Below are 22,830 nucleotides of genomic sequence, written 5' to 3' on the forward strand. Positions count from 1 at the left end.
CATGAAGCCTATTCTGATTGCCCTGACCCTGGCCGCTGCGGCGTGCCTGCAACCGGCGCTGGCACAAGACGGCCCGACGTTGTTCAAGAGCAAGCCCTGCGCAGCGTGCCACGCCATCGATACCAAGGTGGTCGGCCCGGCGCTCAAGGAAGTAGCGGCAAAAAATGCCGGCGTCGCCGGGGCACAAGACGTGCTTGCCAAGCACATCAAGGAAGGTACGCAAGGCAACTGGGGACCGATGCCGATGCCGGCCAACCCGGTGACCGATGAAGAAGCCAAGATCCTGGCGGCGTGGGTCTTGACCCTTAAATAAACCCAGGCAAGACCTGCCTGACACAAACCCTGTGGCGAGGGAGCTTGCTCCCGCTGGGCTGCGCAGCAGCCCCCTGGTTTTGCCTGACACACTGAGTCGTCAGGTTGCTATTGGGACTGCTTCGCAGCCCAGCGGGAGCAAGCTCCCTCGCCACAGGAACGCGCATGACTTTAGTTCAGGAGGCGTCATGGAACGACACAGCTCAACAACCTTGGCGACCGCCCTGCTCTTTGCCTTTTCTTCCTGCGTGCTGGCCGCTCCCGCCCCCCAACGCCAGGCCCAACTGCAACACCTGCTGGAGCAGGACTGTGGCGCCTGCCACGGCCTGTACCTGACCGGCGGTCTCGGCCCACCCCTGACCCAGCAAGCCCTGGCCGGAAAGTCCCGCGACAGCCTCATCGCCACCGTCACCCTCGGGCGACCCGGCAGTGCCATGCCCGGTTGGGCAGCGCTGCTCGATCCCAACGACATCCGCTGGCTGGTGGACCGGCTCCTTCAAGGAAAACCCGCCTCATGATCCGTTCTCTCCTGTCCTTCACGGCCATCGCCGTGCTGCTGTCAGCTTGCGCCCAGGCACCACTGCGCGGCACCGGCGACCTGGGTGTGGTGGTGGAGCGCGCCACCGGCAGCCTGCAAATCATCGAAAGCGACACCCGCACCGCCCTCGCCCGCGTCGAAGGCCTGGGGGATCTGTCCCATGCCTCGGTGGTGTTCTCCCGTGACCAGCGCTACGCCTATGTGTTCGGCCGCGATGGCGGCTTGAGCAAGGTTGACCTGCTCACTGCGCGCATCGACCGGCGCATCATCCAGGGCGGCAACAGCATCGGCGGTGCGATCAGCCAGGATGGCAAGCTGATTGCCGTCTCTAACTACGAGCCCGGTGGCGTCAAGGTGTTCGATGCCCTGACCCTGGAGCAGGTCGCCGACATCCCCGCCACGCGGTTGCCTGACGGCCAGAAACGTTCACGGGTCGTGGGCCTGGTGGATGCGCCGGGGCAACGTTTCGTGTTCAGCCTGTTCGACACGGGCGAGATCTGGACCGCCGATTTCAGCCAGGGCCACACGCCACGCATCGAGCGTTTCACCGCCATCGGCCAGCAACCTTATGACGCCCTGATCACCCCCGATGGACGCTATTACATGGCCGGGTTGTTCGGCGAAGACGGCATGGCGCAACTCGACCTCTGGCACCCCGAGCACGGGGTGAAGCGAGTCCTGGGCCATTACGGACGCGGCCAGGCCAGGCTCCCGGTGTACAAGATGCCCCATCTGGAAGGGTGGGCCCTGGCTGATCAGCAAGCCTTCGTGCCCGCCGTCGGTCACCATCAGGTATTGGTGATGAACGCGCGCACCTGGCAGTTGACCGACGCCATCGCCGTCGCCGGCCAGCCGGTGTTCGTCACCGCACGCCCGGACGGTCGACAGGTGTGGGTCAACTTCGCCTATCCGGACAACGACCGCGTCCAGGTCATCGACACCCAGACCCACGCCATCGTCGCGGACCTGCGCCCCGGCCCTGCGGTGCTGCACATGGAGTTCACCGCACGGGGTGATCAACTGTGGCTGTCCGCCCGGGACGGTGGCGAAGTCCAGGTCTGGAACCCCTACACCCTCGAACGCCTGAGTACGCTGCCGGCCCTGAGTCCCAGCGGCATTTTTTTCAGCAGCCGTGCGCACAAGCCGGGGTATTGACCATGACCTCCCACTCACTGGCCCGGCGCCTGATCGATCAATTCCAGCATGGCATGCCGTTGTGCGCCGAACCCTACCGGGCCATGGCCAACGCCCTGGGTTGCACCGAGCCCCAGGTGCTCGAATGCCTGCAACACCTGCAAGTGGCCGGCACCTTGTCACGGGTCGGCCCGGTGTTCGAACACTCCCGGGCCGGCGCCAGTACCCTCGCCGCCCTGGCGGTGCCCCAGGACCGATTGCAGCAGGTGGCGGCGCGCGTCAGCCAATACCCGGAGGTCAATCACAACTACGCCCGGGAGCACCGCTACAACCTGTGGTTCGTGCTGACCGGCCCCAACCGCGCCCACCTGGAAAACATTCTCCAGGAACTGGAAAGCGACACCGGTCTCACGCCGTTGGACCTGCCCATGCTGACCGCCTACCGCATCGACCTGGGCTTTGCCCTGGAGGCCACCCCATGAAAATCGCCTTGAGTGAGCAACAGTCACTGGCGCTGCGCCGTCTGCTGGAGACCGGCCTGCCCCTGACATCACGGCCCTTCCAGGCCCTGGCCGAGCAGATCGACGCCAGCGAACAACAGGTCCTCGAGCAGATGCAGGATTGGCATGAACAGGGCCTGTTCCGCCGCGTCGGCCTGGTGGTCAACCATCGCGCCCTGGGGTTTGCCGCCAACGCCATGCTGGTGCTGGATGTGCCGGATGCGTTGGTCGATGAAGTCGGGCGCCGCCTCGGGCAAGCCCCAGGGATCAGCCTGTGCTACCAGCGCCCTCGACGCCTGCCCCAATGGCAATACAACCTGTTCTGCATGATCCACGGTCGCCAGCGTGACCGTGTGGAAGCGCAGGTCCAGGTGTTGCTTGACCAGCATTTGCTGAGCGACCTGCCCCACCAGTTGCTGTTCAGTACCCATCTGTTCAAGCAGTGCGGCGGACGCTTCGCGCCACCGGCCGGAGCCCGTGTCAATGGATGACCTCGACCGACGCCTGATCAATCGCCTGCAACTGGGCCTGCCGCTGGTGCGTCACCCTTGGCAGGCACTGGCCCATGAACTGAACAGCAGCAGCACCGAGCTACTCGACCGGCTGCACGAACTGCTCAACGACGGCGTGCTCACCCGTTTCGGCCCGATGTTCGATATTGATCGCCTCGGCGGTGCGTTCACCCTCGCCGCCCTGGCAGTGCCCGAACCACGTTTCGACACCATCGCCGAGCTGCTCGGGGCCATGCCCGAAGTGGCCCACAACTACCGCCGCGAGCACGCCTGGAACATGTGGTTCGTGCTCGCTTGCCCTGGCGAACAAGCCATCAGCGACACCCTGACACGCATCGAGCACCTGACCGGCCTGGTGCCGCTGAACCTGCCCAAAGAGGAGACTTACCATGTCGGCCTGTATTTCCCCGTCTGAACCGCGGCTGCACGCGCCGCAAGCGCTGGATGAAACGCCATTGGCGCTGCGGCTGGTGGAACTGACCCAGGCCGGCCTGCCTTTGCTCGAAGATCCCTGGGCCTGGCTCGGTGAACAACTGGGGCTGAGCGTGGAATCGACCCTCGACCTGATCAAACGCTTGCAGGCCGAAGGCGCGATCCGCCGCATCGCGGCCGTGCCCAATCACTATCGCCTGGGCTATCGCCACAACGGCATGACCGTCTGGGACGTGGCCGACACCGACATGCCGCGCCTCGGCGCCCTGCTGGGTGCGCAGCCCTTCGTCAGCCATTGCTACCGCCGCCCGCGCCGGCCGGGCTGGCGCTACAACCTGTTCGCCATGGTCCATGGCCGCAGCCGCGAAGAAATCGACAGCTACCGCGAGCACCTGCGCTACCTATTGGGGGACGCCTGTGGCGCCGACGACATGCTGGTGAGCAGCCGCATCCTGAAAAAAACCGGCCTGCGCCTGTCGCCATCCTTGCGCTGAACCCGCCCGTCGACCGAAGGAGCGCCTTATGTTGAGGATCAGCCACTACCTGCGAGCCCTGGCCGGCCAATGCCCCGCCCCACGCACCGCATCACCGGGCAGCACACGGCCACCCGTGGTGATCTGGAACCTGCTCAGGCGCTGTAACCTGACCTGCAAGCACTGCTACGCGACGTCGGCCGACAGCGTATTTCGCGATGAGTTGGACACGGCGGCGGCGCTCCAGGTCATCGATGACCTGCATGACGCCGGTGTGCGCGTATTGATCCTCTCCGGTGGCGAACCGTTGCTGCGCGAGGATCTGTTCCAGCTCAGCGCCTATGCCCGCGACAAAGGTTTTTTCCTCGCCCTGTCCACCAACGGTACGCTGATCGATGCGGGCAATATCCAGCAGATCGACGCGGCATGCTTCGATTACGTGGGCATCAGCATCGATGGCCTGGAAGCGACCCACGATGAGTTCCGCCAGCTCAAGGGCAGTTTCGCCAGCTCCATGGCGGCCATCCGGCTCTGCCGTGAGCGCGGGATCCGCATCGGCTTGCGCACCACCCTCACCCAGCAGAACCATGCCCAGTTGCCGCAATTGCTGGACTTGATGACTGAATATGACGTGCAGAAATTCTACCTGTCGCACCTCAACTACAGCGGCCGGGGCAAGCGCAGCCGCAAGCTCGATGCCCAGCAGCAGATGAGCCGCGAGGCAATGACGCTGATCTTCGAGCGGGCCTGGCGGGACATCGAGCAGGGTCGCGAGAGTGATTTCGTCAGCGGCAACAACGACGCCGATGCGATCCTGCTGCTGCAATGGGTCGCCCGGCGCCTACCCCAGCACTACACCGCCCTGGAGCAGATGCTGCGGGCCTGGGGCGGCAATGCTTCGGGCAGCGGCATCGCCAATATCGACAACACCGGCGAGGTCCATCCCGACACTTACTGGTGGCAGCACTCGGTGGGTAATGTCCGCCAGACACCCTTCAAGACCCTCTGGCTAGAGCGCCCCGACGCCCTGCTGCTGAAGCTGCGCGAGCATCCACGGGCCGTGGGCGGTCGCTGCGGCCAATGCCGCTGGCTGGCGATCTGCAACGGCAATACCCGCACCCGCGCCTGGGCCGACGGCGACTTGTGGGGCCAGGACCCCGGCTGCCATCTCAGCGATAACGAAATTGGTTTGCACGCGATCCCCAGCGTTGCGATGCCCAGCGACGCATTGCCCTGCGCCCGATAACCCAATGGCGAACCTGATGCCGAACCTGATTCCGAACCAAGGAAATCCCATGCCAGCCCCTCTCGTTTTGCCTGCTGCCCTGCAATCGACCCTCAGACCGGGGGAGGTCGCCCTGGTCGGCGCCGGCCCCGGTGACCCCGGCCTGCTGACGTTGCGCGCCTGGAGCCTGTTGCTGCAGGCCGACGCGGTGGTCTACGACCGCTTGATCAGCTCGCAGTTGTTGAGCCTGATCCCGCTGACGTGCGCCCGGCACTACGTGGGCAAGGCTGCCGGCTGCCACAGCCTGCCCCAGGCGCAGATCAACGAGTTGCTGGCCGACCTCGCCGACCAGGGGCAACGGGTGGTCCGGCTCAAGGGCGGCGATCCGTTCATCTTCGGGCGTGGTGCCGAAGAACTGGAGTACTTGCTCGCCCGCGGTATCGATTGCCAGGTGGTGCCCGGCATCACCGCGGCGGCCGGTTGCAGTGCCTACGCCGGCATCCCGCTGACCCATCGCGACTTGGTCAACTCCTGCCGTTTCATTACCGGTCACCTGCAACGCGAAGGCGATCTGAGTTTGCCCTGGCAAAGCCTGGCGGATGACAGCCAGACCCTGGTGTTCTACATGGGGTTGTCCAACCTGGGCACTATCGCCGCGCGGCTGATGGAGGCCGGCCTGGCCGCCGATACCCCGGCAGCGTTGATCAGCAACGGTACGCGCCCCGACCAGCAGGTGCTTCGCGGCACTCTGCAGCAATTACCCACCCTGGCCATGCAGTGCGCCGACGGCCTGCCGACCTTGACGGTGATCGGCAAGGTGGTCGGCTTGTTCGCCCATCAGTCGCTGGAGCATCCGGCGCGCCTGCACCCCGTACATGCTCTCCCCTTCGCCTCGAAGGTGGCGTCGTGAGTCGCTGGTGGCTCGTTCCGTTGCTGTGGGTTGGAACTGCCCATGGGACGGTCGCGACGGCGCCGGACATGGCACTGGCCGAGCGCGACTACCAGCAGCATTGTCAGCAATGCCACGGGGTGAATCGCATCGGCGGCGCCGGGCCCGCGCTGTTGCCCCAGAGCCTGAGCCGGATCAAGCCCGCTGAAGTCCGCCAGGTGATCGAGAATGGCCGGCCAGCGAGTCAGATGGCGGCGTTCGGCGCGATACTGGAACCGGCGCAGATCGACGGCCTGGCGCTGTACCTCCAGCGCCCGCCCGCCGTCGAACCGACCTGGAATGAAGACGACATTCGCCAGAGCCATCGGGTGCTGGCGGATGTCGCCAAATTGCCCACCAAACCCCAGCACACGGCTGACCCGCTGAACCTGTTCGTGGTGGTGGAGGCCGGCGACCATCACATCGACATCGTCGACGGCGATCGCTTCGAGGTGATCGCCCGTTTCGCCTCACACTTCGCGGTGCACGGCGGACCGAAGTTCTCGCCGGACGGGCGCTTTGTCTACCTGGCCTCCCGGGACGGTTGGATCAGCCTGTATGACCTGCACAACCTCAAGTTGATCGCCGAAGTGCGGGCCGGAATCAATACCCGCAACCTGGCGGTGAGCAAGGACGGTCGCTGGGTGCTGGTGGGTAATTACCTGCCCGGCAACCTGGCGGTGTTCGATGCCCGGGACCTGTCATTGGTCAAGACCGTCGCCACGGTGGGCGCTGACGGTCAGGCTTCGCGGGTCAGCGCGGTCTACACCGCTCCGCCGCGCAACAGCTTCATCGTCGCATTGAAGGACGTGAAAGAGGTTTGGGAACTGTCCACCGGTCCGAACCCGGACTTCGTGCCCAGGCGCATCGAAGTCCAGGATTATCTGGACGACTTTTCCTTCTCGCCCGATTACCGGCAGTTGCTCGCCACCTCGCGCAAAGCCCAGGGCGGCCAAGTGATCGACCTCGACAATGGCCGGGTGGTCACGGACATTGCGCTGCCGGGCATGCCGCACCTGGGCTCGGGGACTTATTGGAAACACGATGGGCACTGGGTGTTTGCCACACCCAATATCAGCAAAGGCCTGATTTCGGTCATCGACTTCAGTACCTGGAAAGTCATCAAGCAGATCCCCACCCTGGGGCCGGGTTTCTTCCTGCGCAGCCACGTCAATTCCCGCTACGCCTGGACCGACGTGTTCTTCGGCCCGGACAACGACGCCATTCACCTGATCGACAAACAAACCCTGGAAATCGCCCACACCCTGCGCCCCATGCCCGGCAAAACCGCCGCCCACGTCGAATTCACCCGCGACGGCCGCTACCTGCTGCTGAGCATCTGGGACACCGACGGCGCGCTGATCGTCTACGACAGCAATACCCTCCAGGAGATCAAGCGCCTGCCCATGAACAAACCGTCGGGCAAGTACAACGTTGGCAACAAGATCGAATTTGCCGAGGGCACCTCTCATTAGGTTGGGCGTGGTTCAGCCAGACAGACAAAAAACCTGTGGGAGCGAGCTTGCTCGCGATAGCAGTGGGTCAGTCAACCTCTCTATTGCTGATCCGACGCCATCGCGAGCAAGCTCGCTCCCACATTGTTCCGGAGGAGCGCAAGACCTATATCCACCCCAGTCCCCTGTGGGAGCGAGCTTGCTCGCGATGGCGATCTACCAGGCGCCGCATGACTTGCCAATCAGCCGCTGGGACTCTGGCGAAAACTCACCGCCAGCCGGTTCCAGCTGTTGATGGTGCTGATCGCCAGGGTCAAGTCCACCAGTTCTTCCTCGCTGAACACCCCACGGGCCTGGGCATAAACCTCATCCGGCACCTGGCTTTCCGCTAGCAGCGTCACCGCCTCGGTCCAGGCCAGGGCGGCGCGTTCACGGGGGGTGAAAAAGCCACTGTCGCGCCATACCGCCACGGCGTACAGACGCCGCTCGGTCTCGCCCAGGCGCCGTGCGTCCACCGAATGCATGTCAGTACAGAACGCACAACCGTTGAGTTGCGAAGCGCGGATCTTGATCAGGTGCAGCAACGCAGGCTCGATGCTCAGGCGGCTGGTCAGCGCTTCCAGGCCGATCATCGCTTTCATCGCCCCGGGGGACGCACTGTAGTAATCCAGACGCGGGCTCATGGCGCGCTCCGTAGCGATTGATACCTTCAAAGGTAGGCCCCGGGGTCGGCGAGCGACAGGTCCAATTTGTCGAAAAACCTGGGGCCACATCGTACATAGGCCAATGGACGGGATTTTCTCCACGCAACTTCTATGCAACCGCACAATGCGAGTAATCTTGCGCCTTTGACGCTGGCCGCCAAACAATCGCCCAGGAGCCTGCGGGTATGGAACTTCATGTTGTCATCAACGGCCGCAAGGACCTGGCGGGCCAGTTGTATCAACAATTGCGCAGCGCCATCGAAAGCGGGCGCCTGACCGCCGGCACGCAACTGCCGCCCAGCCGTTTGCTCGCCGAACAACTGGGGGTTTCGCGCAAGACCGTTTCCGACACCTACGCCCAACTGACCTACGAAAACTTCCTCACCGGCATTATCGGCAAAGGCACCTACGTCAATGCGCGGCCCGCCAGGATCGTGCGCAAACAAAGCCACCGCGAACTGGCTGGGGCCGACGTCGTCGAGGCCTGGCGCACCATGCCGGACCTGATGCGCCATCCCACCCTCGAGGGCGCGTTGCGGTATGACTTCATCGGCGGCGCCACCGGCAAAGGCCAGTTCCCCCTGGACGACTGGCGCCGTTGCACCGCCCATGCCCTGCGCCAGATCGCCAGCGCCAAGGGCTTCTACAGTCAGCCCGAAGGCTTGCCGGCGTTGCGCAATGCCATTGCCCGGCACATCGCGTTTTCCCGCGGGGTCAATTGCCAGGATGAAGACGTGGTGGTGTGCAACGGCGCGCAGCAGGCCCTGGACCTGATCTCCCGGGTGTTGACCCGGCCCGGTAGTTTGGTGGCGATGGAAGATCCGGGTTATCCGCCGGCGCGGCTGCTGTTCGGCTCCCAGGGCGCCACGGTGGCTGGTGTGCCGGTGGACGAGCAAGGCATGCGCGTGGATTTGATTCCCGATGGCACGCGCCTGATTTATGTAACGCCTTCCCACCAGTTCCCCCTGGGCATGCCCATGAGCCAGGCCCGCCGCGAAGCCTTGCTGGCGCGGGCCTATGAGTTGGGGGCGATCATCATCGAGGACGACTACGACAGCGAATTCCGCTACGAAGGCCGGCCCGCCGATTCACTGCAAAGCATGGACGAACGCGGGATCGTGGCGTACGTCGGGACCTTCTCCAAGACCCTGTTGCCAGAGTTGCGGCTCGGTTACGCGATCCTGCCGCCGGCGATCCTCGAAGCGGTGATCCTGGCCAAGCGCCTCACCGACCAGCACACCTCCACCCTGCCCCAGTGGGCACTGGCCAAGTTCATTGCCGAGGGCTGCCTGCTCAAGCACATCCGCCGCTGCCACACCCTGTATGCCGGTCGGCGCGAGCGGCTCCTGGCCCGCATGGCCGGCGACCTGTCGCCCTGGTTCGAGGCCGTGCCCACCACTGCGGGCTTCCACATGGCGGTGCTGTGCAAGGTGCCAATCGACTTGGCGCTGGTGATCGATCTGGCGAAAAAGGCCGAAGTCGGGCTGTACAGCCTTGAAGGTTTTTTCAACGAGACGCCGGTGCGGCCGGGGTTGTTCTTCGGTTTCGGGGCCATCGAGACCCTGGACATCGACATCGCCCTCGACCGTCTGCGGGACATTTTGCAGCAGGTCGCCTGACCGATTGGTCTGGGCATTTATCCGCCCATTGGCTGTTTGAGCCTCGCCCCGACGGGCCTATTCTGCACGGGTGTCGTTGAGTGTTGAGCAAACCCCATTCGACTTGATTCAGGAGCCTGAACAATGTCTCGCCAAGTGATCAATACCGTCCAGGTGCAGGCCGCCGCCGGACGCTCGGAAGAACTGGGCCGGCAATTACAGCAGATCGTCGAGACCCTGCGCGCCATGCCGGGCTGCGACGCCTATCTGGTTGACCGTTGCCCTGACGATGGCGACCGCTGGAACGTCAGCGCCCGCTGGCAATCGGAAGCGGCCATGCAGGCCCACTTCAACTGCCCTGAAGTGCAGAGCTTCATCGGCCTGATCGACAGCCATCTGGCCAGAAGCGTGGATTTCAATAGTTTTCCGGTTGTATGAGCGCTAAAGCCTTACTCCGTGGCGAGGGAGCTTGCTCCCGCTCGGCTGCGCAGCAGTCGTAAATCGGCTGACGTGGTCTGCCTGGACAGTGGCGGTGTTCCGATGGGGGTGGCTTCGCCACCCAGCGGGAGCAAGCTCCCTCGCCACGGGGGTATGGGCCAGCCTGGTGTAAATTCGCCGCCCACCCATTGGTCTACCCACCTTCCGAAAGATTGGACGTTTGCTTGCTCCACCTGGGGGCTTAGGGTGAATCCATCGCCGCGACAGCGCGAATCCACTCAAAACCACACAGGTCATACCCTCATGAAAACCCTCTGCCTGATCGCCGCCCTCGGCCTGCTGCCCGTCGCCCACACCTACGCCCACGAAGCCGCGCCTTCGGAGAAGGTCACGGTGTTGCAGGAAAAAATGCTGAAAAACCTGCCCGGTAAAAAAGCCATGATGCTGACCGTCGACTATGCCCCTGGCCAATCGTCCATCGCCCACAAACATGAAGGCACGGCCATGGCCTACGTGCTCGAAGGTGCCATCACCTCCCAAGTCAAAGGCGAGCCGGCGATCACCTACAAGGCCGGGGAATTCTGGTACGAAGCGGCGGGATCCGAGCACCTGGTTTCGAAAAATGCCAGTGCGACAGAGCCGGCGAAACTGCTGGTGTTCATGGTGATGGGAGAGAAGGAGGCGGTGTTGATTCCGCTGAAGAACTGAGCACTGGCAATGGTGTACCTGTGGGAGCGAGCTTGCTCGCGATAGCGGTGTGTCAGCCAATATCAATGTGGCTGATTCAACGCCATCGCGAGCAAGCTCGCTCCCACAGGGGTCCACAGTGAATCTTGAAAGCAAAAAAAACCCCGCATCTCTCAATGCGGGGCTTTTTTTCACTCAACGCCGGATCAGTTGGCCGTCACGACCGCCTGACCACTCAACGCCAGGTCCAGCAGTTCGCGGTTGGCGACCGCGTACATGGCGTAGTCGGTGCCGCTGGCGGCACGGATGTCCACCAGCATCGCACGCCAACGGTCAACCATGCTGGCATGCTGCTCCAGCCACAGCGCCAGGCGGGCTTCCACCTCCTGACTGCCATCGCCTTCCTGCAGGACCGAGATGGTGATCGCCCGTTGCTGCCAGTCGATGTCATCGCGGAACGCTTCACGGGCCAGTGCCTGCCAGTTGTTTTCCACCGGCAAGGCGCTGATCTGTTGCAGGTACCAGGTGATGTCCAGGGCGCTGCCCACGGCAAAGTAGGCCTTGGCCACATCGGCGGCGTTCTGACCGGTAACGTCGGAGGCCTCGATGATCGGCAGCAAGGTGTACAGGTGGGTGGTGCCTGCAACCATGCGCGCCAGCAGCTCCGGCACGCCGGCCGCCACGTAGGCCTGGTAGCGGGTCTGCCAGCCTTCGCGGGTCGGACCTTCCAGCAACTCGTCGAGCTTGAGGCCCAACGCCGCCAGGTGCGGACCGAAGTGCGCCACGTCACGGGCAGCGTTCTGCTCGTTGCGGCGGCTGCGCAGGAACCAGCGCGTCGCGCGACGACCCAAGCGCATCAACTCGTCCATCAACTCCAGTTGCACGTCCGCCGACACCTGGTGGTCCAGGGCTTCTATTTGGCGGAACCAGTGCGGGAGGTGGAAGATGTCGCGCACGATCACATAGGCACCGGCCACGTTCGCCGGGCTCATGCCCGTAGACTCCTTGAGCCTTTGAACGAAGGTGATGCCCATGTGGTTGACCAGGTCGTTGGCGATCTGGGTGCTGACGATCTCGCGCTTCAGGCGATGGCGACGCATGGCCTCGGAGAACTTGCTCACCAGGGTCGGCGGGAACGCAGTCTCCATGTCACGGGTCAGGTAGTCGTCATCCGGCACCTGGGAGTTGAGCAGCGCTTCCTTGAGGTCGATCTTGCTGTAGGAGATCAGCACCGACAGTTCGGCACGGGTCAGGCCATGGCCCGCCGCGACACGCTCAGCCAGCTGTTCTTCGGCGGGCAGGAACTCGATGGCGCGATCCAGCTTGCCGCGGGCCTCCAGGTCGTTCATCAGGCGCTTGTACTCGGCGATCCGCACGAAAGCGCGACGGGCCGCCAGGGACAGGGCCTGGGTCTGCTTGTAGTTGTTGCCCAACACCAGGCCACCGACTTCGTCGGTCATGCTCGCCAGCAACTGGTTGCGTTGCTTGTCGGTCATGTCGCCGGCCTGCACCACTTCGTTGAGCAGGATCTTGATGTTCACTTCGTGGTCGGAGCAGTCCACGCCGCCGGCGTTGTCGATGAAGTCGGTGTTGGAACCGCCGCCATTGAGGCCGAACTCGACGCGACCCAGTTGGGTCATGCCCAGGTTGCCGCCCTCGCCCACCACCTTGCAGCGCAGTTCGTTACCGTTCACGCGCAGTGCATCGTTGGCCTTGTCGCCGACATCGGCGTGGCTTTCGCTGCTGGCCTTGACGTAGGTGCCGATACCGCCGTTCCACAACAGGTCCACCGGCGCCTTGAGCAAGGCGTTGAGCAGTTCGGTCGGGGTCAGCTTGTCGGCCTTGATGTCGAAGCGTTCTTTCATCTGTGGCGAGATGGCAATACTCTTCGCGCTGCGCGAGAAGATACCGCCGCCTTCGGACATGATGCTGGTGTCGTAGTCGGTCCAGGCCGAACGCGGCAGGTCGAACAGGCGCTGGCGCTCGGCGAAGCTGCTGGCAGGCTCAGGGTTCGGATCGATGAAGATGTGCAAGTGGTTGAAGGCCGCGACCAGTTGCAGTTTGTCCGACATCAGCAAGCCGTTGCCGAACACGTCGCCGGCCATGTCGCCGACGCCCACCACGGTGATGCTGTCTTCCTGGACATTGATGCCGCGCTCGCGGAAGTGGCGCTGAACGCCGACCCACGCGCCTTTGGCGGTGATGCCCATTTTCTTGTGGTCGTAGCCGGCCGAACCGCCGGAGGCGAACGCATCGCCGAGCCAGAAGCCGTAGTCGATGGCAATGCCGTTGGCGATGTCAGAGAAGGTCGCCGTGCCTTTGTCCGCCGCCACCACCAGGTACGGGTCATCGTCGTCATGGCGCACGACGTTGGCCGGTGGCACCAGGGCGCCGTCCTTGAGGTTGTCGGTGATGTCCAACAGGCCCGAGATAAAGATGCGGTAGCAGGCGATGCCCTCGGCCGCGATCTCGTCCCGGCTGCCGCCCAATGGCAGGCGACGCGGCAGGAAACCGCCCTTGGCGCCCACCGGCACGATCACCGAGTTCTTCACTTGCTGGGCCTTCACCAGGCCAAGCACTTCGGTGCGGTAGTCTTCTTCACGGTCGGACCAGCGCAAGCCGCCTCGGGCAACGTTGCCGAAGCGCAGGTGCACGCCTTCGACCCGTGGCGAGTAGACGAAGATTTCGAACTTCGGTACCGGCTTTGGCAGCTCCGGGATCAGGTGCGGGTTGAACTTGAAGCTGAAGTAGGACTTGTTCTGGCCGTTGGCGTCGGTCTGGTAGAAGTTGGTCCGCAGGGTGGCCTTGATCAGGTCCAGGTAGCGACGCAGGATGCGGTCTTCGTTGAGCACCTGGACGTCGTCCAGCGCCGTGAGGATCGCCTGTTCCAGGCGCAGCTGCTTGTCTTCCAGGTCGTCGCCGCTGAGTTTGCGCGCCAGGTAGAAGCGGGTCTTGAACAACCGGGTCAACTCGCGAGCGATGTCGGTGTGGTTGTTCAGGGTGCTGGCGATGTAACCCAGGTCGAAGCCGAGGCGGATCTGCTTCAGGTAACGGGCGTAGGCACGCAGCAGCGCCACGTCACGCCATGGCAAGCCGGCGGTCAGCACCAGGCGGTTGAACGCATCGTTCTCGGCATCGCCGCGCACGATGTGGACGAAGGCGTCCTGCAAAGTGTCGTTGAGCTGCTGGATATCCAGGTCCAGGCCTTCGGCGGCGGTGAACGCGAAATCATGAATCCAGAACTCGCGGCCATTGGTGTGGCGCAGGCGGTACGGGAACTCGCCCAGCACACGCAAGCCGAGGTTTTCCAGGATCGGCAAGACGTCGGACAGCGCCAGCGGCGTGTCGGCGTGATACAGCTTGCAATGCAGCTCGCGCTGGCCGGAGACCTGGCCCAGTGGCTGGTAGAAGCTCATGACCAGCGGATTTTTTTCGTTCAGGCTCAGCAAGTGTTGCATGTCGACCACGGCCGAGTGCGCGGCAAAACGCTCACGGTAGCCGGCCGGGAAGCCTTTCGGGAAATCAGACAGCACGTTGGTGCCCTGGGCTTCGCCGAAGCTTTCGATCACCAGGTTGGCGTAGTCGTCCTTCCAGCTGCGGCAGGCCTGCACCACTTCTTTTTCCAGCAGGACCGGATCGATGTCGAGACGGTTCTTCGGGTCCACCCGCAGGATCAGCTGTACGCGGGCCAGCACGGATTCGGAGAAGAAGGTCCAGAATTCGCAGTCCGACGCCTTCAGGCGATCCATCAGCACTTGCTGGATCTTCTGGCGCACTTCGGTGGAATAGATGTCGCGAGGCACATAGGCCAGGCAGTAGCAGAAACGGCCGTAGGGGTCTTTGCGCAGGAACACGCGGATCTTGTTGCGTTCCTGGATCTGCACGATGGACATCACAGTGCTGAACAGCTCGTCCACCGGGGTCTGGAACAGGTCGTCACGGGGCAGCACTTCGACCACCTGGGCCAGTTCCTTGCCCAAGTGCGCCTTGGCCTGGAAGCCCGAACGACGTTCGACTTCCTCGACCTTGCGGCGGATGTACGGGATGACCCGCACGCTCTCGCCATACACCGAGGAGGTGTAAAGGCCCATGAAGCGGCATTCCTTGATGACCTTGCCGTCAGCGTCGATCACGCGGATCGACACGTAGTCCGGGTAGGCTGGACGGTGTACGCGACTCGGGTGCGCGGCCTTGGCGAACGACAGCGGGGTCGGTTCGCGCAGGTAGTTGACGGCGTAGTCTTCGATGCGCAGGTCATCGGCGGTGAGGCCGGCGCGCAGCAGTTTGGTCAGGCCGAGGAACGAGTCAGGGTTGTACTCGATGTGGCCGCCATCGGCTTCATCGCGCACCACGAACTCTTCGTAGCCGAGGAAGGTAAAGTGGTTGCCCACCAGCCATTCCAGGAAGCTCTTGATTTCGTTTTTTTCATCGGTGTCGATGGCGTAGGCGCTTTCGTCCAGGCCAACCAGGATTTCCTGGACCTTGGCTTTCATCGGTTCGAAATCAGCCACGGCCACGCGCACTTCGCCCAGCACTTGCTCAAGCTCCTTGCTCAGGACGTTGAGTTCGGCGGCGTTGGCGCAGCGGTCGATTTCCAGATACATCAACGACTCTTGCAGGATGTCGTCGCCTTGGGTGCCTTTGGGCAGGACTTCCAGCAACTCGCCCTTGCTGCCGCGACGCACGCTCAGCACGGTGGTTTGCAGGGTATGGATGCTGTAGCCGCGACGGTTCAGTTCGGTGCGGACCGAATCCACCAGGAACGGCAGGTCGTGGTGCAACACTTCCACAGCCGTGTGGGTCGACTGCCAGCCGTGGCGTTCGTAATCGGGGTTGTAGACGCGCACCTGCGGTTGCGCGTGATCGAAGCGCTCAAGCAGGCGCCAGGCAGACAAAGTGCAGCCGGCGAGGTCGGACAACCGGCGCTGGGTAAGTTCATCGAGGGAAATGATGCCGAAGAATTGTTCAGCGAACAGCGCCACTTGTGGCAGTGCCTGTTCACTGATGTGCTGCGCCAGTGCCGCTTGCAGTTGATGCTGGAAGTCGGCTTTGCTGGCTGCGGTGAAGAACGCCATCTGTGGTACTCCGCTTGGGCTTGTTATTGATGAAAGCGTCGCGTGCAACCCCTCGCGGGGCTATTGGCCATCCCGTTCCTGATTCTCGGGCAGAGGAAACAGGATGACAGGTGGGTGAAGCTGGACGAGCCCCGCAGGTCACATCCTTTTCCATGTAATTTCATGTCATGGACACCTGCAAAAAACACCCGTGGGGTGGCCTTTGCAGGTGCACATCCGTTGCGCAGCTTACCGAGTGCGACAATGTGCCTGCTTGCAGCGCTGCGACATATTCGGTCATCGGCTAGCTAAACAGCCCCTGCGCACCGAACAACCCTAGCAGCCCAAGGGCCAAACGGCACCTGGCGGAGTGAAATCAGCGCTGGATCCTGGGTCTGCCAGCGGTAATCCAGCAGAAATTCCTCCCGGCTGGCAAAATCGACCTTTTACTCCCCCGCAGGGCTCATCGAGCCAGGAGCCATCACCATGCAAATGACCACCGCCCTTCTGATCGCCAACCCGTGCGACGACGAAGAAGACAACATGGCCATGCTCTGCTGCCACAGCGCCCAGGGCGACATGTTCCTGATGACCCGCTACCCCGACGAAGACGAACTGGAAATCACCCTGGATGGCGAGCCTTCGACGCTTGATGGCGTGAAGGTGACGCTGAGCCCGACCCTGCTGAAGATCGAAATCGCCGCAGCGGACGCCGATGCGCTTAATGGCGATGATGTGCTGGAGATCATTCATAACAGCGATGCGGCGGATCTGGCGGAAGTGGAACTGACGTTGCAGAACATTCTCAGGGGTACGGGGACCTATGTAAGACAGGTCTGATTCCAGCGTTTTCATGGACGCCATCACGAGCAAGCTCGCTCCCACAGAGGAATGGCGATAGGAGTCGGGTAGCTCTTGTGGCGAGGGAGCTTGCTCCCGCTGGGTTGCGCAGCAACCCCAAAACCACACACCGCGATCTGACAGGTAAACCGCGGCAGCATCAATTGCGACTGCTGCGCAGCCGAGCGGGAGCAAGCTCCCTCGCCACACGGGTTTGCGAGCATCTCCCCACCGCACCTTGCCGACGCCGCGACTTCTTACCACCAGGTGAACCACCGTCGGTCGCTCTCGTATCAAGACGCCCTTGACGACCGCCCGGATTCTGATGTTTCCTGAAACCGGTTTCAGAGCCGCTCAATAAATCCAATAAGCAGGTTTCTATCCGTGAATTCTTTCTCCGCCGCCCAGCGCAGCCGCGTGACCATGCTTGATGTCGCCGAGCGCGCCGGGGTCTCCAAGGCCAGCGTCTCGCGTTTCATCGGCGAGGACCGCGCCCTGCTCTCCGAGGCCATCGCCCGGCGCATCGAGCAGGCGATCAGTGAGCTGGGCTATCGCCCAAACCAGATGGCCCGTGGCCTCAAGCGCGGACGCACACGCCTGATCGGCATGCTGGTGGCCGATATCCGCAACCCCTATTCAATAGCCGTGATGCATGGCGTGGAAACCGCCTGCCGTCGCCATGGCTACAGCCTGGTGGTGTGTAACACCGACCGCGATGACGAACAGGAACGCCAGCACCTGGCGTTGTTGCGCGCCTACAACATCGAAGGGCTGATCGTGAACACCCTCGGTCATCACCGTGAGGAACTGCTCGAATTGCGCGATGAAATGCCGCTGGTGTTGGTGGATCGCAAGGTCGATCGGCTCGAAAGCGATCTGGTGGGCCTGGACAACCCCGCCGCCGTCGAGATGGCGCTAGACCACCTGCAGCAACGAGGCTACAGCGACCTGCTCCTGGTGACCGAGCCGTTCGACGGCACCAGCTCGCGGATCGAGCGGGTCGACAGTTTCAAGGCTGGCATCGAGCGCCGCCCTGCCCTGACCGGCGCCGTGGTGGAAACCGGCGATCAGCTGGCCGCGCGTATCAAGACCTTCCTGGCTCAACCGGGCCATGGCCCCAAGGCGTTGTTCTGCGCCAACGGCATTGCCGCGTTGGCCGCCACTCAAGTTTTGCGCGACCTGGGTTGCCACTTGTTCGACGACGTGGGCCTGATCGCCCTCGACGATCTGGATTGGTACCCGTTGGTGGGCAGCGGCATCACTGCCCTGGCCCAACCGACCGCCGAGATCGGCGCCAGTGCATTCGAGTGTTTGCTCAAGCGCTTGCGCGGCGACAACGGGCCGGTGCGGACCCTGGATTTTGCGGCGCGGTTGATTGAGCGCGGGTCGACGCTTGGGAATGGTCGGTGATGGTGAGGGCCCTATCGCGAGCAAGCTCGCTCCCACACTGGACCTGCGTCGCACTGAAAATCCCTGTGGGAGCGAGCTTGCTCGCGATGAGGCCCTGAAGCACATCCCTATAAATTTTTTTTGAATGCTTTTTTTTTAAACAAAACTGAAACCGGTTTCAGAGGTACAAGGACAATGACCAAACCACCCGTTTCCATCAGCCTTTCCAGCTACGGCGCCGACCTGGTGCGGCAACATGGCCAAGGCAGCTTCATCAGTCTGCTGGCGGCCGCCGGTGCCTCGCGCATCGAATGGCGCGAAGAGTTGCTCACCACCGAACAGCCCGCCGAACTGGCCACGGGCGCCCAGGCCCAAGGTTTGCAAAGCATTTTTTCGTCACCCCTTGAGCTGTGGCTCGCGGGCCGGTCCAAGCCTAATCCAGCCCTGGTGCTGACCTTGCAACGTGCCGAGGCGTTCGGCTCGACATGGCTGAAAGTCTCTCTCGGTCATTTCACCGACTCCCATGACCTGTCGGCCCTGGCGGATGCGCTCGCCGCAAGCCCGGTGCAGCTACTGGTGGAAAACGACCAGACCTTGCAGGGCGGTCGAATCGAACCCCTGCAGCGGTTCTTCGCCGCCGCCGAGCAGCAAGCGTTGCCCATCGGCATGACCTTCGACATTGGCAACTGGCAATGGCAGGACCAATCGGCGGCCGTGGCGGCTCGGCAGCTCGGACGGCATGTGGTTTATGTGCATTGCAAGGCCGTGGCCCGACGCACCGACGGCAAACTGATTGCCGTGCCTCCGGCGATGGTGGACCTGCATCTGTGGGAGCAACTGCTCAAACAGATGCCAGCCGGCGTGATGCGTGCCGCCGAGTACCCGTTGCAGGGCGATGACTTGCTGCAATTGACCGCTGAACATGTCGCCACCCTTGCCCGCCTCGGTCAACCACGTCGGGAGCCTGCCCATGTCTGAGTTCGATGTGCTGTCGTTCGGCGAAACCATGGCGATGCTGGTGGCCGACCAGAACGGCGACCTGGCCTGCGTCAATCAGTTTCACAAACGCATCGCCGGGGCCGACAGCAACGTAGCCATCGGCCTGTCGCGCCTGGGCTTCAACGTCGCGTGGCTGAGCCGGGTCGGTGCCGATTCCCTGGGACGCTTCATTGTCGAGACGCTGGAGAACGAAGGCCTGGATTGCCGTCACGTGGCAGTCGATCCCGAGCGCCCCACCGGCTTCCAGTTCAAATCTCGCACCGACGATGGCAGCGATCCGCAAGTCGAGTATTTTCGTCGCAGCTCGGCGGCCAGTCAGCTGTCGTTCGAATCCATCGCGCCGCCGCTGCTTGGCGCCCGTCACTTGCACGCCACCGGCATTGTCCCGGCGCTGTCGGTCACCGCCCGGGAAATGTCCCTGGAGCTGATGACCCGCATGCGCGAGGCCGGCCGCAGCCTGTCGTTCGACCCCAACCTGCGCCCGAGCCTGTGGCCCAGCGAGTCGATGATGATTCGCGAAATCAATCGCCTCGCCGCCCTCGCCCACTGGGTCTTGCCGGGCCTCAGCGAAGGCCGGTTGCTGACCGGGTTCGACGAGCCGGCCGACATCGCTGCGTTCTACCTGGACCAAGGCGCCGAAGCCGTGGTGATCAAGCTCGGCGCGGACGGTGCCTATTACCGCACGCCGCTGGACCAGGGTGTTGTCGCCGGCGTGCCGGTGGCCCGGGTGGTGGACACCGTGGGCGCCGGCGACGGCTTTGCCGTCGGCCTGATCAGCGGTCTGTTGGAAAACCGCGGTATCACCGAGGCGGTGCAGCGCGCCAACTGGATCGGCAGCCGCGCGGTACAGAGCCGTGGGGACATGGAAGGGTTGCCGACGCGCCTTGAGTTATTGGCTGAATTTGAAACCGCCTATCGCGAGCAAGCTCGCTCCCACAGGGGTTAACTCGATCCCATGTGGGAGCGAGCTTGCTCGCGATAGACGCCACCGCAAAACACACCTGCTGCAAACAAAAACAACAAGCTCAGGAATCAAAGACATGCAAACGCTCAACCTCGCCACCCGCCGCTGGTGGTACATCATGCCCATTGTGTTCATCACCTACAGCCTGGCTTACCTGGACCGGGCCAACTACGGATTTGCCGCTGCCTCGGGCATGGCCGAAGACCTGATGATCACCCCAGGGCTGTCGTCCTTGCTGGGCGCGCTGTTTTTCCTCGGCTACTTTTTCTTCCAGGTGCCGGGGGCGATCTACGCGCAGAAACACAGCGTGAAGAAGCTGATTTTCGTCAGCCTGATCCTCTGGGGCTCCCTGGCGACGTTGACCGGGGTCGTTTCCAACGCGTACTGGCTGATCGTGATCCGCTTCATGCTCGGCGTGGTCGAGGCCGCCGTGATGCCGGCCATGCTGGTGTACCTGTGTCATTGGTTCACCCGGGCCGAACGCTCACGCGCCAATACCTTCCTGATCCTCGGCAACCCGGTGACCATGCTGTGGATGTCGGTGGTGTCGGGTTATCTGGTGCAGCAATTCGACTGGCGCTGGATGTTCATCATCGAAGGCCTGCCGGCGGTGCTCTGGGCCTTTATCTGGTGGCGCCTGGCCGATGATCGTCCGTCCCAGGCCAAGTGGCTCAGCGACCAGGAAAAACACGACCTGGAAAGTGCACTGGCAGCCGAACAGGTCGGCATCAAGGCCGTGAAGAACTATGCCGAGGCCTTCCGCTCGCCCAAGGTCATCATCCTGGCGTTGCAGTTTTTCTGCTGGAGTATTGGGGTCTACGGGTTCGTGCTGTGGTTGCCGTCCATCCTCAAGGCTGGCTTGCAGATGAGCATGGTCGAGGCCGGCTGGCTGTCGTCGTTGCCGTACCTGGCGGCGGTGGTTGGCATGCTGGTGGTGTCCTGGGCGTCGGACAAGGCCCAGAAGCGCAAGCGCTTCGTCTGGCCGCCGCTGCTGGTCGCTTCCATCGCGTTTTATGCCTCCTACCTGCTAGGGCCTGAACACTTCTGGTGGTCCTACAGCCTGCTGGTGGTCGCCGGAGCCTGCATGTACGCGCCGTACGGGCCGTTTTTTGCCATCGTTCCGGAAATCCTCCCCGCCAACGTTGCCGGCGGCGCCATGGCGCTGATCAACAGCATGGGCGCGCTGGGTTCGTTCGGCGGCTCGTACCTGGTCGGTTACCTCAACGGCTCCACCGGCTCCCCTGGCATGTCCTTTCTGCTGATGAGCGGCGCCTTGCTGGTGGCCGTGGTGCTGACCCTCGCCCTCAAGCCCGGCGCCAGTGACCGGGCCGTGCCGAAAACCGCGACGCCGCACTCGGCGCCCGCCCATTCCTGAATCGAGACCCACCCATGAAAAAGCACGTGGTGTTATACAAAGCGCTGTCAGCGCAATTGATGGCCCGTTTGCAAGCGCAGGCCCAAGTCACCCTCATTGAGCGCCTCGACGCCCAGGGCCTGGTGCAACTGCGCGAGGCCTTGCCGAGCGCCCATGGCCTGCTGGGGGCCAGTCTCAAGCTGGACGCGCCGTTGCTGGACCTGGCGCCGAACCTGCAAGCCATTGCCAGCGTCTCGGTGGGGGTCGACAACTACGACATCGACTACCTCACCGACCGCCGGATCCTGCTCACCAATACCCCGGACGTGCTGACCGAAACCACCGCAGACACCGGTTTTGCCCTGATCCTGGCAACGGCCCGACGCGTGGTGGAACTGGCCAACCTGGTGCGTGCCGGCGGCTGGCAACAGAGCATAGGCCCCAAGCATTTTGGCAGCGACGTCCATGGCAAGACCCTGGGCATCATCGGCATGGGCCGCATCGGCGAAGCCTTGGCCCAGCGCGGGCACTTCGGCTTCGGCATGCCGGTGCTTTACCACAGCCACTCGCCCAAGCCTGAGGTTGAGCAGCGGTTCAACGCACGCTATTGCAGCCTTGAAACGCTGTTGCAGCAGGCCGACTTCGTTTGCCTGACCTTGCCCTTGACGGCTGAAACCCAAGGGCTGATCGATACGCAGGCGTTTGCCCGCATGCGTCCCGAGACCATTTTCATCAATATTTCCCGAGGCAAAGTGGTGGACGAAGCGGCACTGATCGACGCCCTGCGCAACGGGCAGATCCGTGGCGCGGGGCTGGACGTGTTCGAGCGCGAACCCTTGAGTGCGGATTCGCCGCTGTTGCAAATGGATAACGTGGTGGCAACGCCGCACATGGGCTCGGCCACGCATGAGACACGGGAGGCGATGGCGCGTGGTGCGGTGGATAATCTGCTGGCGGCATTGGCGGGTGAGCGGCCGGTGAATCTGGTGAATGCGGGGGCGTGGAAGGGCTGAATTGTCCTTCCTTTTGTGGCGAGGGGATTTATCCTCGCAGAGCTGCACAGCAACCTTGAAAACCTGACCCGGTGCGCCTGGCTTATTGAATCGACAATGTAGGGGCTGCTCCGCAGCCCAACGGGGATAAATCCCCTCGCCACAGGGTTCTGCCCAGAATGGATTATGCGAGTTTAATTATCGGCTTGGAGGAAATGCCGCTTGTCGGCACTGTCAACTCTGACAGCTGACGCACCCGGACCATTGGGTCCTAACTTATGGTGCGAGCAAACGTCCTATCCG

The 22,830-nt window shown here is 63.1% G+C and carries 21 protein-coding genes; 19 read left to right on the plus strand and 2 right to left on the minus strand.

Features of this window, described 5'->3' with window-relative positions; genetic code table 11:
- Position 1: 1 nt before the first annotated feature.
- The 10 genes from QNH97_RS15530 to QNH97_RS15575 all read left to right on the plus strand — a co-directional run bounded on the left by QNH97_RS15530 (position 2) and on the right by QNH97_RS15575 (position 7,529).
- Positions 2 to 313, plus strand: coding sequence for a c-type cytochrome (locus QNH97_RS15530; RefSeq protein WP_283552795.1), 312 nt, complete (start codon positions 2 to 4; stop codon positions 311 to 313).
- 187 nt (positions 314 to 500) lie between these two features.
- Positions 501 to 830, plus strand: a complete 330-nt coding sequence (locus QNH97_RS15535; protein WP_283552796.1) for a c-type cytochrome — start codon at positions 501 to 503, stop codon at positions 828 to 830.
- On the plus strand, positions 827 to 2,005 hold the full coding sequence (locus QNH97_RS15540) for a cytochrome D1 domain-containing protein (RefSeq protein WP_283552797.1): 1,179 nt from the start codon (positions 827 to 829) through the stop codon (positions 2,003 to 2,005). Before QNH97_RS15535 ends, QNH97_RS15540 begins: the two co-directional genes overlap by 4 nt.
- Before the next feature lie 2 nt (positions 2,006 to 2,007).
- A complete protein-coding gene (locus QNH97_RS15545; RefSeq protein WP_283552798.1) occupies positions 2,008 to 2,466 on the plus strand; it encodes an Lrp/AsnC family transcriptional regulator in 459 nt (152 codons plus the stop codon).
- Complete coding sequence (gene ahbB / locus QNH97_RS15550; protein ID WP_283552799.1) at positions 2,463 to 2,975, plus strand: siroheme decarboxylase subunit beta; 513 nt, start codon at positions 2,463 to 2,465, stop codon at positions 2,973 to 2,975. Before QNH97_RS15545 ends, ahbB (QNH97_RS15550) begins: the two co-directional genes overlap by 4 nt.
- Positions 2,968 to 3,411 carry an Lrp/AsnC family transcriptional regulator gene (locus tag QNH97_RS15555; RefSeq protein ID WP_283552800.1) on the plus strand — a complete coding sequence of 148 codons (444 nt, stop codon included), beginning with the start codon at positions 2,968 to 2,970 and terminating at the stop codon, positions 3,409 to 3,411. The genes ahbB (QNH97_RS15550) and QNH97_RS15555 overlap by 8 nt, the downstream gene beginning before the upstream one ends.
- A complete protein-coding gene (gene ahbB / locus QNH97_RS15560; RefSeq protein ID WP_283552801.1) occupies positions 3,386 to 3,922 on the plus strand; it encodes a siroheme decarboxylase subunit beta in 537 nt (178 codons plus the stop codon). The genes QNH97_RS15555 and ahbB (QNH97_RS15560) overlap by 26 nt, the downstream gene beginning before the upstream one ends.
- A 28-nt stretch (positions 3,923 to 3,950) precedes the next feature.
- Entirely contained in the window at positions 3,951 to 5,147 is a 1,197-nt protein-coding gene (nirJ, locus tag QNH97_RS15565) for a heme d1 biosynthesis radical SAM protein NirJ (RefSeq protein ID WP_283552802.1), read from the plus strand.
- Positions 5,148 to 5,196: 49 nt separating this feature from the next.
- Positions 5,197 to 6,036, plus strand: a complete 840-nt coding sequence (gene cobA, locus QNH97_RS15570) for a uroporphyrinogen-III C-methyltransferase (RefSeq protein ID WP_283552803.1) — start codon at positions 5,197 to 5,199, stop codon at positions 6,034 to 6,036.
- A complete protein-coding gene (locus QNH97_RS15575) occupies positions 6,033 to 7,529 on the plus strand; it encodes a cytochrome D1 domain-containing protein (protein WP_283552804.1) in 1,497 nt (498 codons plus the stop codon). Before cobA ends, QNH97_RS15575 begins: the two co-directional genes overlap by 4 nt.
- Before the next feature lie 221 nt (positions 7,530 to 7,750).
- Here the strand turns inward: QNH97_RS15575 and QNH97_RS15580 are convergent, their stop codons facing one another.
- Complete coding sequence (locus QNH97_RS15580) at positions 7,751 to 8,191, minus strand: carboxymuconolactone decarboxylase family protein (protein ID WP_283552805.1); 441 nt, start codon at positions 8,189 to 8,191, stop codon at positions 7,751 to 7,753.
- A 206-nt stretch (positions 8,192 to 8,397) separates the two neighbouring features.
- Between QNH97_RS15580 and pdxR the strand changes: the two genes are divergently transcribed.
- From pdxR to QNH97_RS15595, 3 genes are all read left to right on the plus strand, one after another.
- Positions 8,398 to 9,831 carry a MocR-like pyridoxine biosynthesis transcription factor PdxR gene (gene pdxR, locus QNH97_RS15585; protein ID WP_283552806.1) on the plus strand — a complete coding sequence of 478 codons (1,434 nt, stop codon included), beginning with the start codon at positions 8,398 to 8,400 and terminating at the stop codon, positions 9,829 to 9,831.
- A 123-nt stretch (positions 9,832 to 9,954) separates the two neighbouring features.
- Positions 9,955 to 10,248: a putative quinol monooxygenase gene (locus tag QNH97_RS15590; RefSeq protein ID WP_283552807.1), complete on the plus strand. Its 294-nt coding sequence runs from the start codon at positions 9,955 to 9,957 to the stop codon at positions 10,246 to 10,248.
- 303 nt (positions 10,249 to 10,551) lie between these two features.
- Positions 10,552 to 10,956, plus strand: coding sequence for a cupin domain-containing protein (locus tag QNH97_RS15595; protein ID WP_283552808.1), 405 nt, complete (start codon positions 10,552 to 10,554; stop codon positions 10,954 to 10,956).
- A 185-nt stretch (positions 10,957 to 11,141) separates the two neighbouring features.
- On the opposite strand, the gene QNH97_RS15600 is transcribed toward QNH97_RS15595, so the two are convergent.
- A complete protein-coding gene (locus tag QNH97_RS15600) occupies positions 11,142 to 16,010 on the minus strand; it encodes an NAD-glutamate dehydrogenase (protein WP_283552809.1) in 4,869 nt (1,622 codons plus the stop codon).
- Positions 16,011 to 16,475: 465 nt separating this feature from the next.
- On the opposite strand from QNH97_RS15600, the gene QNH97_RS15605 reads away from it, so the two are divergent.
- The 6 genes from QNH97_RS15605 to QNH97_RS15630 all read left to right on the plus strand — a co-directional run bounded on the left by QNH97_RS15605 (position 16,476) and on the right by QNH97_RS15630 (position 22,548).
- A complete protein-coding gene (locus tag QNH97_RS15605) occupies positions 16,476 to 16,829 on the plus strand; it encodes a hypothetical protein (RefSeq protein WP_283552810.1) in 354 nt (117 codons plus the stop codon).
- Positions 16,830 to 17,213: 384 nt separating this feature from the next.
- A complete protein-coding gene (locus tag QNH97_RS15610) occupies positions 17,214 to 18,239 on the plus strand; it encodes a LacI family DNA-binding transcriptional regulator (protein WP_283552811.1) in 1,026 nt (341 codons plus the stop codon).
- Positions 18,240 to 18,413: 174 nt separating this feature from the next.
- Positions 18,414 to 19,196: an IolE/MocC family protein gene (locus QNH97_RS15615; RefSeq protein ID WP_283552812.1), complete on the plus strand. Its 783-nt coding sequence runs from the start codon at positions 18,414 to 18,416 to the stop codon at positions 19,194 to 19,196.
- A complete protein-coding gene (locus QNH97_RS15620) occupies positions 19,189 to 20,163 on the plus strand; it encodes a sugar kinase (RefSeq protein ID WP_283552813.1) in 975 nt (324 codons plus the stop codon). Before QNH97_RS15615 ends, QNH97_RS15620 begins: the two co-directional genes overlap by 8 nt.
- A 94-nt stretch (positions 20,164 to 20,257) precedes the next feature.
- A complete protein-coding gene (locus QNH97_RS15625; RefSeq protein WP_283552814.1) occupies positions 20,258 to 21,556 on the plus strand; it encodes an MFS transporter in 1,299 nt (432 codons plus the stop codon).
- A 14-nt stretch (positions 21,557 to 21,570) separates the two neighbouring features.
- Positions 21,571 to 22,548 (plus strand): 2-hydroxyacid dehydrogenase, encoded by a 978-nt coding sequence (locus QNH97_RS15630; protein ID WP_283552815.1) that lies wholly within the window; start codon positions 21,571 to 21,573, stop codon positions 22,546 to 22,548.
- Positions 22,549 to 22,830 lie beyond the last annotated feature (282 nt).

It is taken from the genome of Pseudomonas sp. G2-4, assembly GCF_030064125.1.
GTDB lineage: Bacteria > Pseudomonadota > Gammaproteobacteria > Pseudomonadales > Pseudomonadaceae > Aquipseudomonas.

What these genes read in the sequence shown, in the direction of transcription:
- QNH97_RS15540 (WP_283552797.1), top strand. Translation starts at nt 827, where the DNA reads ATGATCCGTTCTCTCCTGTCCTTCACGGCCATCGCCGTGCTGCTGTCA.
- ahbB (WP_283552799.1), top strand. Translation starts at nt 2,463, where the DNA reads ATGAAAATCGCCTTGAGTGAGCAACAGTCACTGGCGCTGCGCCGTCTG.
- QNH97_RS15545 (WP_283552798.1), top strand. Translation starts at nt 2,008, where the DNA reads ATGACCTCCCACTCACTGGCCCGGCGCCTGATCGATCAATTCCAGCAT.
- nirJ (WP_283552802.1), top strand. Translation starts at nt 3,951, where the DNA reads ATGTTGAGGATCAGCCACTACCTGCGAGCCCTGGCCGGCCAATGCCCC.
- QNH97_RS15625 (WP_283552814.1), top strand. Translation starts at nt 20,258, where the DNA reads ATGCAAACGCTCAACCTCGCCACCCGCCGCTGGTGGTACATCATGCCC.
- QNH97_RS15630 (WP_283552815.1), top strand. Translation starts at nt 21,571, where the DNA reads ATGAAAAAGCACGTGGTGTTATACAAAGCGCTGTCAGCGCAATTGATG.
- QNH97_RS15535 (WP_283552796.1), top strand. Translation starts at nt 501, where the DNA reads ATGGAACGACACAGCTCAACAACCTTGGCGACCGCCCTGCTCTTTGCC.
- pdxR (WP_283552806.1), top strand. Translation starts at nt 8,398, where the DNA reads ATGGAACTTCATGTTGTCATCAACGGCCGCAAGGACCTGGCGGGCCAG.
- QNH97_RS15605 (WP_283552810.1), top strand. Translation starts at nt 16,476, where the DNA reads ATGCAAATGACCACCGCCCTTCTGATCGCCAACCCGTGCGACGACGAA.
- QNH97_RS15580 (WP_283552805.1), bottom strand. Translation starts at nt 8,191, where the DNA reads ATGAGCCCGCGTCTGGATTACTACAGTGCGTCCCCCGGGGCGATGAAA.
- QNH97_RS15590 (WP_283552807.1), top strand. Translation starts at nt 9,955, where the DNA reads ATGTCTCGCCAAGTGATCAATACCGTCCAGGTGCAGGCCGCCGCCGGA.
- QNH97_RS15555 (WP_283552800.1), top strand. Translation starts at nt 2,968, where the DNA reads ATGGATGACCTCGACCGACGCCTGATCAATCGCCTGCAACTGGGCCTG.
- QNH97_RS15620 (WP_283552813.1), top strand. Translation starts at nt 19,189, where the DNA reads ATGTCTGAGTTCGATGTGCTGTCGTTCGGCGAAACCATGGCGATGCTG.
- QNH97_RS15595 (WP_283552808.1), top strand. Translation starts at nt 10,552, where the DNA reads ATGAAAACCCTCTGCCTGATCGCCGCCCTCGGCCTGCTGCCCGTCGCC.
- ahbB (WP_283552801.1), top strand. Translation starts at nt 3,386, where the DNA reads ATGTCGGCCTGTATTTCCCCGTCTGAACCGCGGCTGCACGCGCCGCAA.
- cobA (WP_283552803.1), top strand. Translation starts at nt 5,197, where the DNA reads ATGCCAGCCCCTCTCGTTTTGCCTGCTGCCCTGCAATCGACCCTCAGA.
- QNH97_RS15615 (WP_283552812.1), top strand. Translation starts at nt 18,414, where the DNA reads ATGACCAAACCACCCGTTTCCATCAGCCTTTCCAGCTACGGCGCCGAC.
- QNH97_RS15600 (WP_283552809.1), bottom strand. Translation starts at nt 16,010, where the DNA reads ATGGCGTTCTTCACCGCAGCCAGCAAAGCCGACTTCCAGCATCAACTG.
- QNH97_RS15530 (WP_283552795.1), top strand. Translation starts at nt 2, where the DNA reads ATGAAGCCTATTCTGATTGCCCTGACCCTGGCCGCTGCGGCGTGCCTG.